This window comes from Burkholderia sp. BCC1208, assembly GCF_902833095.1.
Classification (GTDB): Bacteria; Pseudomonadota; Gammaproteobacteria; order Burkholderiales; family Burkholderiaceae; genus Burkholderia.
Genome location: NZ_CADFDY010000015.1, coordinates 33890 through 47869, shown reverse-complemented (window position 1 = coordinate 47869; position 13980 = coordinate 33890). Strand labels below are relative to the sequence as shown.

General features: G+C 68.2%; 16 protein-coding genes. 5 read left to right on the top strand and 11 right to left on the bottom strand.

The annotated features are described in order from the left end of the window. Positions 1-2: 2 nt before the first annotated feature. Both HWX09_RS31510 and HWX09_RS31505 read right to left on the bottom strand, forming a co-directional pair. A complete protein-coding gene (locus tag HWX09_RS31510; RefSeq protein WP_027781406.1) occupies positions 3-272 on the bottom strand; it encodes a MoaD/ThiS family protein in 270 nt (89 codons plus the stop codon). A 99-nt stretch (positions 273-371) separates the two neighbouring features. Continuing rightward, a complete protein-coding gene (locus HWX09_RS31505) occupies positions 372-1061 on the bottom strand; it encodes an aspartyl/asparaginyl beta-hydroxylase domain-containing protein (RefSeq protein ID WP_027781405.1) in 690 nt (229 codons plus the stop codon). 211 nt (positions 1062-1272) lie between these two features. Between HWX09_RS31505 and HWX09_RS31500 the strand changes: the two genes are divergently transcribed. Both HWX09_RS31500 and HWX09_RS31495 read left to right on the top strand, forming a co-directional pair. Continuing rightward, complete coding sequence (locus HWX09_RS31500) at positions 1273-1617, top strand: DUF4148 domain-containing protein (protein WP_027781404.1); 345 nt, start codon at positions 1273-1275, stop codon at positions 1615-1617. Positions 1618-1688: 71 nt separating this feature from the next. Beyond that, on the top strand, positions 1689-1964 hold the full coding sequence (locus tag HWX09_RS31495) for a DUF4148 domain-containing protein (protein ID WP_027781403.1): 276 nt from the start codon (positions 1689-1691) through the stop codon (positions 1962-1964). A gap of 177 nt (positions 1965-2141) precedes the next feature. On the opposite strand, the gene HWX09_RS31490 is transcribed toward HWX09_RS31495, so the two are convergent. From HWX09_RS31490 to HWX09_RS31480, 3 genes are all read right to left on the bottom strand, one after another. Next, the gene (locus HWX09_RS31490; RefSeq protein WP_027781402.1) at positions 2142-2669 is read right to left on the bottom strand and encodes a cytochrome b/b6 domain-containing protein; all 528 of its coding nucleotides are present in this window, start codon (positions 2667-2669) and stop codon (positions 2142-2144) included. A gap of 70 nt (positions 2670-2739) precedes the next feature. Beyond that, a complete protein-coding gene (locus HWX09_RS31485; protein WP_027781401.1) occupies positions 2740-4155 on the bottom strand; it encodes an ATP-binding protein in 1416 nt (471 codons plus the stop codon). Further along, positions 4152-4811, bottom strand: coding sequence for a response regulator (locus tag HWX09_RS31480; protein WP_027781400.1), 660 nt, complete (start codon positions 4809-4811; stop codon positions 4152-4154). The genes HWX09_RS31485 and HWX09_RS31480 overlap by 4 nt, the downstream gene beginning before the upstream one ends. A gap of 261 nt (positions 4812-5072) precedes the next feature. Between HWX09_RS31480 and HWX09_RS31475 the strand changes: the two genes are divergently transcribed. The 3 genes from HWX09_RS31475 to HWX09_RS31465 all read left to right on the top strand — a co-directional run bounded on the left by HWX09_RS31475 (position 5073) and on the right by HWX09_RS31465 (position 7770). Beyond that, positions 5073-5456 carry a hypothetical protein gene (locus HWX09_RS31475; protein ID WP_027781399.1) on the top strand — a complete coding sequence of 128 codons (384 nt, stop codon included), beginning with the start codon at positions 5073-5075 and terminating at the stop codon, positions 5454-5456. Positions 5457-5518: 62 nt separating this feature from the next. Further along, positions 5519-6688: a bacteriohopanetetrol glucosamine biosynthesis glycosyltransferase HpnI gene (gene hpnI / locus HWX09_RS31470; RefSeq protein WP_027781398.1), complete on the top strand. Its 1170-nt coding sequence runs from the start codon at positions 5519-5521 to the stop codon at positions 6686-6688. After that, the gene (locus HWX09_RS31465) at positions 6685-7770 is read left to right on the top strand and encodes a lysylphosphatidylglycerol synthase domain-containing protein (RefSeq protein WP_027781397.1); all 1086 of its coding nucleotides are present in this window, start codon (positions 6685-6687) and stop codon (positions 7768-7770) included. The genes hpnI and HWX09_RS31465 overlap by 4 nt, the downstream gene beginning before the upstream one ends. Before the next feature lie 26 nt (positions 7771-7796). On the opposite strand, the gene denD is transcribed toward HWX09_RS31465, so the two are convergent. The 6 genes from denD to ltnD all read right to left on the bottom strand — a co-directional run bounded on the left by denD (position 7797) and on the right by ltnD (position 13945). Then, positions 7797-8768, bottom strand: a complete 972-nt coding sequence (gene denD / locus HWX09_RS31460; protein WP_027781396.1) for a D-erythronate dehydrogenase — start codon at positions 8766-8768, stop codon at positions 7797-7799. A gap of 25 nt (positions 8769-8793) precedes the next feature. After that, a complete protein-coding gene (gene otnI, locus HWX09_RS31455; protein WP_027781395.1) occupies positions 8794-9570 on the bottom strand; it encodes a 2-oxo-tetronate isomerase in 777 nt (258 codons plus the stop codon). 76 nt (positions 9571-9646) lie between these two features. Further along, on the bottom strand, positions 9647-10972 hold the full coding sequence (locus tag HWX09_RS31450; RefSeq protein WP_027781394.1) for an MFS transporter: 1326 nt from the start codon (positions 10970-10972) through the stop codon (positions 9647-9649). 120 nt (positions 10973-11092) lie between these two features. Continuing rightward, positions 11093-11731, bottom strand: coding sequence for an aldolase (locus HWX09_RS31445; RefSeq protein WP_027781393.1), 639 nt, complete (start codon positions 11729-11731; stop codon positions 11093-11095). Then, positions 11728-13029, bottom strand: a complete 1302-nt coding sequence (otnK, locus tag HWX09_RS31440; RefSeq protein WP_027781392.1) for a 3-oxo-tetronate kinase — start codon at positions 13027-13029, stop codon at positions 11728-11730. The genes HWX09_RS31445 and otnK overlap by 4 nt, the downstream gene beginning before the upstream one ends. 19 nt (positions 13030-13048) lie before the next feature. Continuing rightward, the gene (gene ltnD, locus HWX09_RS31435) at positions 13049-13945 is read right to left on the bottom strand and encodes an L-threonate dehydrogenase (RefSeq protein ID WP_329601513.1); all 897 of its coding nucleotides are present in this window, start codon (positions 13943-13945) and stop codon (positions 13049-13051) included. Positions 13946-13980 lie beyond the last annotated feature (35 nt).

The following is a 13980-nucleotide window of genomic DNA, read 5'->3' as shown; positions in this document are numbered from 1 at the left end:
CTTTATCCGCCTGTCAGCGCCTGTACAACATATACGCGGCTGGCGTCGCCGAGCGCATCGGACAGACGCTGCCGGTCGCGGATCGGCTGGCCGTCGATGAACACCGCCAGGTGTTTTCGCAGCGCGCCCTGATCGTCGACGATGTAGCCGCGCAGGCGCGGTTGCTCGCTGAAAATGGTGTCGAATGCTTCGCCGACCGTATGCGCGTCGATGTCGCGCTCCGGCGTTTCGACATGCCGCTGGATCGATGCGGCGAAGAAGAGGTGAGCCATGGCGGTAGCTGGCAGGAGCCGCACGAAGGGATGGCTTGTAGTTTAGGCGATCCAGCGGGTGCCGAAAGGCGGAACGGAGCGCCGTGCGCGGCGCGGCGGCTAAACCGGAATCGAGCGCCCCCTGATCCGGATCCCGAGCCGCACGACGCCGATCACCGCGTTCGACAGCCACGTGAGCCAGCGCGGCATCCCGCGCCGGCGGATATCGAGCAGCAGCACGATCCGCACGGCGTCGCTGTCGTTCCATACCTCGTGCGTGAACGTGTCGTCCCACAGCAGGAAGCGGCCTTCGTCGAGCCGATATTCGTGGCCGTCGACCTTCAGCACGGCGGCCGGCGTGCCGTCCGCGCGCCTCGGCATCGACAGCACGAGATAACCGCGCAGGATGCCGCGAAACGGCCCGCGATGCGGCGGGATGTGCTTGCCGGGCGCGAGGAACGACAGCGACGCGGACAGCACGTCCGGCGACGCCGCGACGAGCGACGCGACGGTCGGGCAGCGCGACAGGTTGCGCGCGAACGGCTGGCCGTACGCCTGCATGATGAACATGCGCCAGTCGCGTGCATCGTTGGCCGAGATGTCGTACTGCTCGCGCATGATTTCGTGAAAGCGCGGGATGCGCGGCATGTCGCGTGCTACGTCGAGCGCCTCCGCGCGGATCGCGGGCCACGCGCGCACGAAACGCTCGGCATCCGGGAATGCGGCCGTGTCGAGCACCGCGCCGCTGTCGATATGGCGGTCGTACAGCGTGCGCAGCAGGGCGGCTGCATGGTCGTAAGCGGCGGACATGGTCGATCGATGGGCGGTCCGGATGAAGTGGTGGTCAGTCTGCCCGAAGCGCGACGGGCGCTGCGTTACGTCAGGTTACGCCGGCTGACGAACGAATGACAGTTCGATGAAGGTCCGGCAAAGGTGGCCCGACAAGCCGGGAATAAACCCGCCCCCTCCGTCGTCATACGGGTGTAGCACGTCGTCTCGTTGACTTCTGAAGGAGTGGAACATGAACAAGCACTGGCTGGCGGCCGCCACGGTGGCGGCGATGTCTTTCGCGGGTGTCGCGACGCAAGCGTCCGCACAGGCGCTCACGCGCGCGCAGGTCCGGCAGGAACTGATCGATGCCGAAAACGACGGGCTGCGCTTCGTGACCGATACGTCGTATCCGGACGTGAGCCCGCTGTTCCAGCACCAGGCCGAGCGGATGCCGCAGCGCCAGGCCAGCACGGCGGTCGGCAGCGATCCGGCCATGTCGTCCGAAGCGGGCAAGCCGGCGGCGATGTCGCCGCGTCGAGGCGCCGCCGCATGCGTCGGCCCCGCAAGCTTCTGCGCGATCTATTTCGGAAGCTGATCCACCTGCCTGCATCCGCAGGTCACGCCTATTCCGTCGTTGATCGATACGTCACATTGAAGGAGTTCATGATGAAAACATATATCGCACTACTGATGATAACCGGAGCGATCGCCGGTCAGGCGGCATTCGCGCAATCGGCCGGGCCGCTGACGCGCGCGCAAGTTCGCGAGGAGTTGATGCGTCTGGAAGCGGCCGGGTACGACCCGGCGAAGGGCGACGAAGGCGAGTATCCGGCGGATATCCAGGCGGCGGAAGCGAAGCTTGCCGAGCAGGATCGCTCGCGCATGGCGACGTCGGCCGCGCAGGCACCGGATGCCGGCATGCCGGCGCAAACCAGCAACTAGGTGCCGACATGGTCGTGTGTCACGGCTGGCCGCCGTGTTCGCGGGACGGCAAATCGCATGCGCTTCGCACCGCGCGACGTGCCCGACGGGCGCCGGCCGCGATGCCGGTCGTTGCACGCCGCTTCGCGCGGCGTCGCGATCAACGCGTCAACCGGTTCCGATGAGCGGCCCGATCGATCACCACGGCATCATGCGCTGCACGACCTGGTCGCGCAGCACGAAGCGGTGCATCAGCGCGGCTGCCACGTGCACGCAGATGCCGGCGAACAGTACCCACGCGAGAATGCCGTGCACGTCGCCCATCGCGTGACCGAATCCGGAGCCGGCTGCCGACAGCGCCGGCAACGGAACGATGCCGACGAGCGTTACCGCCCACGCGCGTGACGACGCGTTGATCCAGCCGAGCAGCGGCACCGCGATCAGCAACAGGTAGAGCGTGCCGTGCGTGATGCCGGACAGCGCGCGCATCGCGGGCGACAGATCGCTGGCGGGCGGGCGATGCGTCGCACGCCACAGCACGCGGCACGCCATCGCCGCGAGCAGCGCCGTGCCGACGATCAAGTGCGCGGCGATCAGGCCGACCGGCTGCGTGTCGCGATGCACGTCGGGCATCGTCCAGCCGATCGCATATTGCGCGACGACCAGCGCCACGATCAGCCAGTGAAGAGAACGGGCAACGGCGTCATAACGGGCGGGTGCGGACATGAAGACTCCTGACGGGCCACGGGGATGGCATGGTGCGGGCGGATTCTACGGCCGAATCCTTAACGAAACGTTAAGCGCGCGGCTCCGCTCGCCCCGCATCCGTCGACGGCAGCGTGATCGCCACGCCGAGGCCGTGGCCGCCGATGCCGGATTCGAACCGGACGGTGCCGCCGAAGTATTGCGCGATGCGGATCACGATCGACAGTCCGAGCCCGCTGCCGGGCGACGGCGTGCCGCTGCCGCGATAGAACCGGTCGCCGAGCCGTTCGCGCTCGCCGGGCGCGACGCCTGGGCCGTCGTCGCGCACGACGATGCATTGCAGCGAGCCGTCGTCGTGTACGCCGAGCTCGATGCGGCCGCCGGGGCGACCGTACTTGATCGCGTTGTCGACGAGATTGTCGAGCAGGATGCCGATCAGGATCGGATCGGCGTCGATCGTCCGCGCGGACAGGTCGCCGCGCACGATGTCGATGGCCTTGTCCGCGGCTTTCGACAGATGGCGGTCGACAGCGGCATCGACGAGTTCGCGCACGACGAGCACACGCGCCGGAATGCGTTCGTACTCGTCGAGCCGCGCGAGCAGCAGCAATTGTTCGGCGAGCCGCGCACTGCGGTCGACGCCCTGCACGACGCGCTGCATCGCCAGATGCTTGTGGGCGGGATCGTCGGTCGCGATGGCCACCTGGGCCTGCACCTTGATCGCGGCGAGCGGCGTCTTCAGTTCGTGCGCGGCGTCGGACGTGAACGCGCGCTCCCGGACGATCGATTGCCGCAGCCGCGCGAGCAGGCGGTCTATCGAGTCGACGAGCGTGCGTACTTCATCCGGCACGGTCGCGATGCCGAGCGGTTCGAGCGATCGTGCATCGCGTGCGCCGATCAGCGTCGACAGCATCTTCAGCGGTGCGAGACTGCGTCCGATCATCACCCACAGCAGCAGCGCCAGCACCGGCAGCGCGATGACCAGCGGCTGGACGATGCCGCGCGCGATACCGGTCGCCAGATCGCTGTGCGTATTCGACATCTCCATCACGCGCACCCGGCGCCCCGACTCGGGCGCGCGCAGCGTGTGCGTGCGCCATTGCACGTCGCGGATGACGATCGTTTCCGGTACGTCGGTCGAGCCGCGCGGGTCGGGCAAACCGGTAGCGTCGGCCGGGAGGCTCGACGCGACGACGTTGCCTTGCGCGTCGCGCACCTCGAACAGCACGTCGCGCGGCAGGCGATCGCCGTCGGCATCGGGGCCGGATTTCGCATCGCCGCGGGCCAGTTCGACGCGGGCGTCGGGTGGGAAGTGCGCGAGACGGTCGAGGTCGGCCGCCGACAGATCGACGAGCAGCGACGCATATTCGACGAGGCGCGCGTCTTCCCATTCGCCGATCTCGCGCGTCGCGTGCCGGAAGCTGCCGAACACGGCGACGAGCCAGACGACGGTCACGCAGCCGATCGCCATCAGCGACACGCGGCGTCGTATCGAGCCGGCGATCACGGAAGCTCGACCACGTAGCCGATACCGCGGACGGTACGGATCAGTTCCGCGCCGAGCTTCTTGCGCAGGTTCGACACATGAACCTCGATCGCATTGCTTTCGATGCCCTCCTGCCAGCCGTACAGGCCGTCCTCGAGACGTGCGCGCGACTGCGGCATGCCCGGGTGCGTGACGAGCTGAACGAGGATCGCCCACTCGCGCGACGTGAGCGCGATGCGCGCTGCATTGCGCGTCACGGTATGCGTGGTGAGGTCGATCGTGATGTCGCGCCATACGATCTCGTCGCCGGCACGGCCCTGCGAGCGCCGCACGAGTGCGCGACAGCGGGCGAGCACTTCGGACAGTTCGAACGGTTTCGCGAGATAGTCGTCCGCGCCGTCGTCGAGGCCGCGGACACGGTCCGCCACGGTGCCGCGTGCGGTCAGCACCAGCACGGGGACCGTATCGCCGGCGTCGCGCAGCGCGCGCAGCAGTTCCGTGCCCGATTTGCCGGGCAGCCCGAGATCGAGCACGACGAGTGCGAAGCGCGTCGTCGCGAGCGCGGTCGCGGCCGCATGCCCGTCGCGCAACCAGTCGACGTGATAGCCGGCCTGGCTCAGGCTGATCTCGAGGCCGCTGCCGATCAGGTCGTCGTCTTCAACAAGGAGGAGTCGCATGGTCGATTCGGGGTGCGGGCGTCTGCGATTGTACGAGCGTGACCGTGCGCACCGTGAAACGGATTGTAATTGCGCTACCGCAAATGTCGGACGATTCTGAAGAACGCTTAAGGTTTGGCGCCGGCAATCCCGCTACCATCGGCCACGACGTTTCCCGGGTGGTGTTCCGCTTCCCCCGATCCCGAACCGCTCCGGCGTGTCCGGCGCGAGCCGCCCGCACCCGAGCGCCAATCCGCGACCCGTTCGACCGATGTCCGTTCGATGCGCGTCGCCCGTACGGGAGGTTCAATCCTGATGGCATCCTCGACGATCGGGCAATGGCGCGCCCACCTGCTGATCGCCGCACTGGCCGGCATGTTCATTCAATGCTTCGTGCTGGTTTCGTTGCTTGCATGGCGCGTACCCGAAGCATTTTTCACCACGATGACGTTCCGCATCTGGACCGTCGTTGCGCTCGCCACCGCGATCCTGACGGCCCGTAAGCTTGCCGACGCGGCGTTCAAGGCCGCGATGGCGTGCGATTACGTGCGTATGACCGGAATCGATCGCCGCACGGTAGTCGTGTCATCCGATTGCGCGTACCGTCGGCTGGTCGTCCTTCATATCCGGCTCAACGGGAACCGGTACGGCGGCGTGCACGGGTGAGCCCGCGTGTGCGCCGCCGTTCCTTGCAATTGCGGTCGTACGGGTCATCACCGGGGGAAAGCATGGTTTTTCTGCATGTGCTGCACGCGCTGGCCGACGCAATGTCGGTCGTCTGCGGGCTCGGCGTGGCGCTGGGCATCGCGTACACGCTCACGGCGGGCGTACTGGTCGGCCGGTTCTTTTCCCGGGCGATGGCGCAGCCGCGCACGTATCCGGGCGTCACCGTCGCGCAGCCGCTGCACGGCGACGAATGGGATCTCGTACAGCATCTTGAAAGCTACTTCGTGCAGGATTATCCGGGCCCGGTGCAGCACCTGTTCGGCGTGCACGATGCGGGCGACGCGGCGCTCGCGGCCGTCGAGACGCTGCGCGCGCGATATCCGGACGCGAACGTCAAGGTCGTCGCCGATGCGCGGCTGTACGGGCCGAACCGCAAGATCGCCAATCTCGTGAACATGCTCGAACACGCGGAGTATTCGGTGCTCTGTCTCGCCGACAGCGACGTGCTGGTCGAGCGCGATTATCTGCGCGCCGTGGTCGGTGCGCTACAGCAGCCGGATGTCGGCATCGTGACGAGCGTGTATCGCGGCGTCGCATCGCCGGGATTCTGGCCCGGCGTCGCCGCGGCGATGACGAACTACCATTTTCTGCCGGGCGTGATCACCGGGCTCTTCATCGGGCGCGCGCGGCCCTGCTTCGGTCAGACGATCGCCATCACGCGCGCGACGCTCGAACGCATCGGCGGGCTGGTGCGTTTCGCGCATCACCTGGCGGAAGATCACGCACTCGGCGAAGCGGTGCGGCAAGCGGGCGCGCAGGTCGTCATTCCGTCGCTCGTCGTCGGGCATGCGTGTGTCGAAGAGACGTTCGCGCGGTTGTACGCACACGAATTGCGCTGGAGCTGCACGATCCGCGCGGCGGATCGGCCCGGTCATCTCGGCTCGGTACTGATGCATCCGGTGCCGCTGGCGCTGCTGGCGGTGCTGTTCTCCGGCGGCACGGCCGCCGCGTGTGCGCTCGCGGTCGCGGCGCTGGCGTCGCGCGCATGGTTGATGCTGAGAACGAGCCGCGCGACCGGCGCGAGCCTGCGCGGCGCATTCTGGCTGCCGCTCGTCGATCTCCTGCAGTTCGCAGTTTTCATATCGAGCTTCTTCTCGTCGCATGTCGTGTGGCGCGGCACGCGCTTTCGCGTCGACCGGCAAGGCCTGCTGTCGCCGGCGGGGGAGTCATGACGACGGAGCCGAACCGCGACGCGGCGGCGGGCCCGGTCGCCATGCGCGGCGACGCACGGCTTCGCCATGCGGGGCGGGCGGTCGCGCTCGGCGGGCTGGCGCTCGCGGTGTGGCTGGTCTGGCGCGAGCATCCGCAGGACATCCTGCATCGCCTGCGGAGCGCCGGGGCCGGGCTGCTGGTCGCCGCGCTCGCGCACGTCCTGCCGATGCTCGCGAACGCGTGGGACTGGCGGATGCTGATCCGCGGCCCGCGCCGGCCTTCGTTGCTGGCGATGCTGAAACTCGTGTGGATCCGCGAATCGATCAACGGGTTGCTGCCGGTCGCGCGCATCGGCGGCGAGATCGTGTCGTTCGGGTTGCTGCGGCAGGCGGGCGTGCGTCCGGCGACCGCCGTGGCCAGCCTCGTCGCCGACATGCAGCTCACGCTGATCAGCCAGTTGTTCTTCGCGCTGGTCGCGATCGGCTATGTGCTCGAACGCGTGTCGTCCGATGCCGCGCGGGTGGCGGCCAATCTCGCGATCGGCATGGCCGCGCTGGTCCCGGTGCTGCTGCTGTTCGCGCTGGTGCAGCATGCGCGGCCGTTCGAACGCGCGATGCGCGTGCTGAACCGCGTCACGAGCGGCAAGGTGGTGGCGCTGGTCGGCGAATCGGCACGCACCGACCAGTCGATCCGGATGATCTGGAGAAAGACGGGCGTCGTCGTGCGCTATCTGGGGATCTGGCAGACGCTGCAGTTCGCGGGCTATGCGCTGGAAATCTGGCTGGCGCTGTACTTCCTCGGCGCCGATCCGACTTTCGCGCAGGCACTGGCGATCGAGGCGCTGATCCAGCTCGTGAGCAGCATCGCGTTCCTGATGCCGGGCGGCCTGGGGGTGCAGGAGGGCGGGTTCGTGCTGATCGGCGGGCTGCTCGGGTTCGACCCGCCGACCTGTCTCGCGCTGGCCGGCGCGCGCCGCGTGCGCGACCTGCTGTTCTATCTGCCGGGGCTGCTCGCATGGCAGTGGGCGGCGGGTTCGGCGAACCGGCCGGGTGAAACGAAACGCGCGCCGTTGCCTGCCCGGGAATCCGCCGGGCCGCGCTGACGCGGCCCGACGCGACGCGGCGGGATTCAGTGCCGCTCGTCGGCGATATGGCTGCGGATCACGTCCGCGAACGACGTGTCGCCCGTCAGCCCGAGCGCTTGCGCACGCGACGTATCCCAGCGGCCCGGCCAACTGCCGACGATCTTCTCGACGCGTTCGTCGGGCGCATGGCGGATCAGCTTGACGACCTCGTCGCCCGCGACTTCGCGCAGCGCCGCGATCATCTCGTCGACCGACACCGACAGCCCCGGCAGGTTGATCACGCGCTTGTTGCCGAGCTTCGCGCCGTCGATCTCGCAACCGGCGACGAGCGCGTCGATCGCGCCGCGTGGCGACAGCAGCCACAGCCGCGTCGAGCCGGGCACCGGGCACACGCTTTCCTCGCCGTTCAGCGGCTCGCGGATGATGCCGCTCGCGAACGACGACGCGGCCGCGTTCGGGCGGCCGGGCCGCACGCTGATGGTGGGCAGCCGCAGCACGCGGCCGTCGACGAAGCCGCGCCGCGCGTAGTCGCACAGCAGCAGTTCGGCGATCGCCTTCTCGGCGCCGTACGACGATTGCGGGTTCAGCGCGGTGTCGTCCTGCACCACGTCGGGCAGCGCGCCGCCGTACACCGCGACGGAGCTCGTGAACACGACGCGCGGCTGGTGGCCGCGCGCACGGCACACTTCGAGCAGCGTGCGCGATGCGTCGAGGTTGATCCGCATGCCGAGATCGAAATCGGCTTCGGCCTGCCCGCTGACGATCGCCGCGAGGTGGAAGATCGCGCCCGTGCGCGTGTCGATCGCGCTTTCGAGCACCGCGCGATCGGCGATGTCGCCGACGATCGACGTCACGCGTGCATCGCCGAAATCGCTGCCCTGGACGACGTCGAGCAGCACCAGTTCGTCGATCTTCTCCGTCCGGCCGTCGGGGCCGGTCAGTTCGCCGCGCTCGAGCAGCTTGCGCGCGAGACGCTGGCCGAGAAAGCCGGCGCCGCCGGTGATCAGTACTTTCATGTTCTTTGCCTCTTGGAAATTCGGATTACAGGTACGGCTCGAGCCAGCCGAGGCCTTCGGACGTGCCGGCCTTCGGCCGATATTCGCAGCCGATCCAGCCGTCGTAGCCGAGCGCGTCGATCAGCGCGAACAGGTACGGGTAGTTGAGTTCGCCGACATCCGGCTCGTGGCGTTCCGGCACGCCCGCGATCTGGATATGGCCGATGCCCGCGAAATCGCGCTCGAGTTTCATCGCGAGATCGCCTTCGACGATCTGGCAGTGGTAGCAGTCGAACTGCACCTTCAGGTTCGGCGCGCCGACTTCCGCACGGATCGCCTGCGCGTCGTCCTGGCGACTCAGGAAATAGCCGGGCATGTCGCGCTGGTTGATCGGCTCGATCAGGATCGTGATGCCGTGCGCGGCGCCCGCTTGCGCCGCATGCCGCAGGTTCGACAGATAGGTGTCGCGATGGCGCGCGCGATCGGCGCCGGATGGCACCATGCCGGCCATCACGTGCAGCTTTTTGTTGCCGATCACGCGTGCATAGTCGAGCGCTTGGTCGATGCCGCGGCGGAACTCGTCCTCGCGGCCGGGCAGCGATGCGATGCCGCGTTCGCCCGCGGCCCAGTCGCCCGGCGGCGCGTTGAACAGCGCCTGTTCGAGGCCGTGTGCGTCGAGACGCGCGCGGATCTCCTCGGCGGCGAAGTCGTACGGGAACAAGTACTCGACGGCCTTGAAGCCGTCGTGAGCGGCAGCGGCGAAGCGTTCGAGAAACGCGTGCTCGGTGTACATCATCGAGAGGTTGGCGGCGAAGCGTGGCATGGCAGCAGATCCTGTGAATGAATGGGGCGGGGCGCCGTGCGCTCCCGCGTCGAATGATGAATCGGCCGGCGGCGGATCAGCGGTTCACGAGTTTCGCGGGCGTGAGCCACACGGCGATCGCGCCGATCACGAGCATCGCGGCCAGCACGTACATGCCCGACGACGTGCTGTGCGTGACGTCCTTCAGGTAGCCGATCACGTACGGGCTCGCGAAACCGGCGAGGTTGCCGACCGAGTTGATGATCGCGATCCCGGCCGCGGCCGCGGAGCCCGCGAGGAACGCGGTCGGCAGCGACCAGAACAGCGGGGCGCAGGTCAGCACGCCGCCCGCCGCGAGCGACAGGAACACGATCGACACGGCCGTATTGTGCGAGTACGACGCGGCGACCGCAAACCCGAGCGCGCCCATCAGCGCCGGCACGATCAGGTGCCAGCGGCGTTCGCGGCGCTTGTCCGCGCTGTGGCCGAACAGGTTCATCACGACGATCGCGACGACGAACGGAATCGCCGACAGCAGGCCGATCTGCAGCGTATCGGTGATGCCGGTCGATTTCACGAGCGTCGGCATCCAGAACGTGAGCCCGTACTGGCCGGTGACGAACGCGAAGTAGATCAGCGACATCCACCACATGCGCGGGTCCGAGAACACGGCCTTCAGCGAATGACCGTGTTTCTGCTGTTCCTGCGGCTGCGCGGCGATTTCGTCCTCGAGCAGTTGCTTCTCGCGCTCGTCGAGCCACTTCGCGCCGCGGATGCTGTTGTCGAGATACAGGATCGTCGCGATGCCGACGAGCACGGCCGGCACGGCCTCGATCATGAACATCCATTGCCAGCCGTGGAAACCCGAGCCGCCGTGGAAGCGCTCCATGATCCAGCCCGACAGCGGGTTGCCGAAGATGCCCGACACCGGAATCGCGGACATGAACACCGCGATGATCTTCGCGCGGCGATGGGACGGGAACCAGTACGTGAGGTACAGGATCACGCCCGGATAGAAGCCGGCTTCCGCGAGGCCGAGCAGGAAGCGCAGCACGTAGAACTGCGTCGGCGTCTTCACGAACGCGAACAGCGCGGACAGCAGGCCCCACGTGATCATGATCCGCGCGATCCAGATGCGCGCGCCGAGGCGGTGCATCAGCATGTTGCTCGGCAGTTCGAACAGGAAGTAGCCGAGGAAGAAAATCCCCGCGCCGAGCCCGAACACGGTTTCGCTGAACGCGAGATCCTGCGACATCTGCAGCTTGGCGAAGCCGACGTTCACGCGGTCGAGATACGCGACCACGTAGCAGAGCATCAGGAACGGCACGATGCGCCAGAACACTTTCTTGTAGGTGCGGTCGAGTTCGCCCGACTGGGCGGCCGCGGCGGGCGAGCGGCTTGCGGCCGCGTCGAGAGCAGTCATCGTCGTGTCTCCAAGGACGTCGTGTGCCGGCGGCGCGTAGGCCGCCGGATCGTATGTGTGTGCTGACGGAAGGGCCCGCGCACACGGCGAGCATGTGAATCGGTACGGGTGCGCGCCGCGTTACCAGCGCGCGCCGAAGGTCTGGCGCAGTTCGTCGAGTGCCGCGTCGGACAGCGGCTCGGGCTTCGGCTGCGTCATCAGCCACAGCCGCGCCGTTTCCTCGAGCTCCTCGAGTGCGTACGACGCGTGCGACACCGACGGCCCCCACATCACGGGGCCGAGGCGATCGAGCAGCACGCCGCGCACCTGGGCGGCGAGCGCCGCGACTTCGGCCGCGACGGCCGGGTCGCCGGGGCGGCGGTAACGAATCAGCGGAATGTGGCCGACCTTCATCACGTAGTACGGCGTGATCGGCGGCAGCACGTCGGTGTCGCGCCACACGCCCGCGAGCGTCAATGCGACGAGATGCGTCGAGTGCGTGTGGACGACGCCGTTTGCCTCTGCGTTGCGCGCGTAGATGCCGCGATGCAGCGCGAGCGTCTTCGACGGCTTGCCGCCCGAGACGGGCTGGCCATCGGTGCCGACTTTCGCGATGTCGTTCGGATCGAGCCGGCCGAGGCATGCGTCGGTCGGCGTGATCAGCCAGCCGTCCGCGAGACGCGCGCTGATGTTGCCGGCGCTGCCGACCGCATGGCCGCGCGCATACAGGCTCGCGCCGACCACGCAGATCTCTTCGCGCAGTTTTGCTTCGTGGCTCATCGTGCGGCTCCGTCCAGCGCGCGCAGCGCCTTGTCGAAAAAGTCCGTCGCGCCGAAGTTGCCGGATTTCAGCGCGAGGCCGAGCGGCTGGGCGTCGACGGTGGCCGTGGCCGGCACGCCCGGATCGATCTGCGCACCGATCTGCAGCGACTTCACGTCGAGCGCCTGCACGACCGCGCCGGACGTCTCGCCGCCCGCGACGACGAACTTGCGCACGCCGAGTTCGCGCAGCCCGCGCGCGATCGCCGCGAGCGTGCTTTCGACGAGATGGCCGGCTGCGTCGACGCCGAGCGCCTGCTGCACGGCCTTCACTTCGTCGGGCGTGGCCGTTGCATAGATCAGCACGGGTTGGGGCAGGTGCGAACGCGCGAAGGCAAGCGCTTCATCGACGACGGGCTCGCCGCGCGACGCCGCGAGCGGATCGATGCGGAAGCTCGGCCGCGTGGCACGCCATGCGGCGACCTGCGCGTTGGTCGCCTTCGACGCGCTGCCGGCGAGCACGGCCGACAAGCCGTCGATGCGCGGCAGCGACGCCGCGTTGTCGCGCTCGGGCAGTTGCTCCGCGCGGCGGAAATTCGCGGGCAGGCCGAGCGCGATGCCCGAGCCGCCGGTGACGAGCGGCAGGCCCGCGCACGCTTCGCCGAGTACGTAGAGGTCGCGGTCCGACAGCGCATCGGCGATCGCGAAACGCGCACCTTCCGCGCGCAACTGGTCGATCCGCGCGCGCACCGCGGCCGCGCCGAGCGCGATCGTGTCGTAGCGGATCAGGCCGACCGGCGACTTCGTCTGCTGCTGGAGCACGCGCACGAGGTTCGCATCCTTCATCGGCGTGAGCGGATGATTCTCCATCCCCGATTCGTTCAGCAGCACGTCGCCGACGAACAGGTGGCCGCGATAGATCGTGCGGCCGTTCTCGGGGAACGCCGGGCACGCGATCGTGAAATCGCCGCCGGCCGCATCGAGCAGCGCGTCGGCCACCGGCCCGATGTTGCCTGCGTCGGTCGAATCGAACGTCGAGCAGTACTTGAAGAAGAACTGGCGGCACCCTTGCGCGCGCAACCATTCATACGCGGCGAGCGATTGCGCGACGGCGTCGGCGGCGGGAATCGTGCGCGACTTCAGCGCGACGACGATCGCGTCGGCGTCGACGATCGTGTCGGCAGCCGCGCCATCGGCGGGCACGCCGATCGTTTGCACGGTGCGCATGCCGCTCTTGACGAGCATGTTCGCGAGATCGGTCGCGCCGGTGAAATCGTCGGCGATGCAGCCGAGCAGGGGACGGGAAACGGAAGCGGTCATGGCGGGAACGTCGTTCGAATCAGCGGGCGGGCGGCAGCGTGATGCCGGGGAAAGTCTTGATCACGGCGGAATCGTCCTCGCCGCCGTGGCCGGCGCTCGACGCGCTCATGAACATCTGATGCGCGGTGGCCGACAGGGGCAGCGGGAATTTGCTGCGGCGCGCGGTATCGAGCACGAGGCCGAGATCCTTCACGAAGATGTCGACGGCCGACAGCGGCGTGTAGTCGCCGTTCAGGATGTGCGGCACGCGGTTCTCGAACATCCACGAATTGCCGGCGCTGTGCGTGATCACGTCGTACAGCGCATCGGCATCGACGCCTTCGCGCAGGCCGAGCGCCATCGCCTCGGCCGCCGCCGCGATATGCACGCCGGCCAGCAACTGGTTGATGATCTTCACTTTCGAGCCGATGCCGTGTGCGTCGCCGAGGCGGTACACCTTGCCGGCGATCGCGGCGAGCACGTCCTCGCAGCCCGCATAGGCGGCGGCCGGGCCGGACGTCATCATCGTCATCTCGCCGGAGGCCGCGCGCGCGGCGCCGCCCGACACGGGCGCGTCGAGCATCTGCAGGCCGGCCGCTTCGATGCGTGCGCCGAGCGCGACCGCGAATTCGGGCGCGACGGTCGCGCTCGCGATCACGACGCCGCCCGGCTTCATCGCCGCGACCGCACCGTGTTCGCCGAACAGCACCGTTTCCGTTTGCGCGGCATTGACGACGAGCGTGACGACGACGTCGCACCGCGCGCCGAGTTCGGCCGGCGTCGCGCACGCGATGCCGCCTTCGGCGGCGAACGCCTGCAGCACGGTGTCGCGCACGTCGCATGCATGTACGCACAGGCCGGCGCGCAGCAGCGAGCGTGCGACGCCGAGGCCCATCGCGCCGAGGCCGATGACTCCAACATTTCGTGACATGGTCAACCTTGATTGATTCGGGAGAGGTTCCGGACAACGGC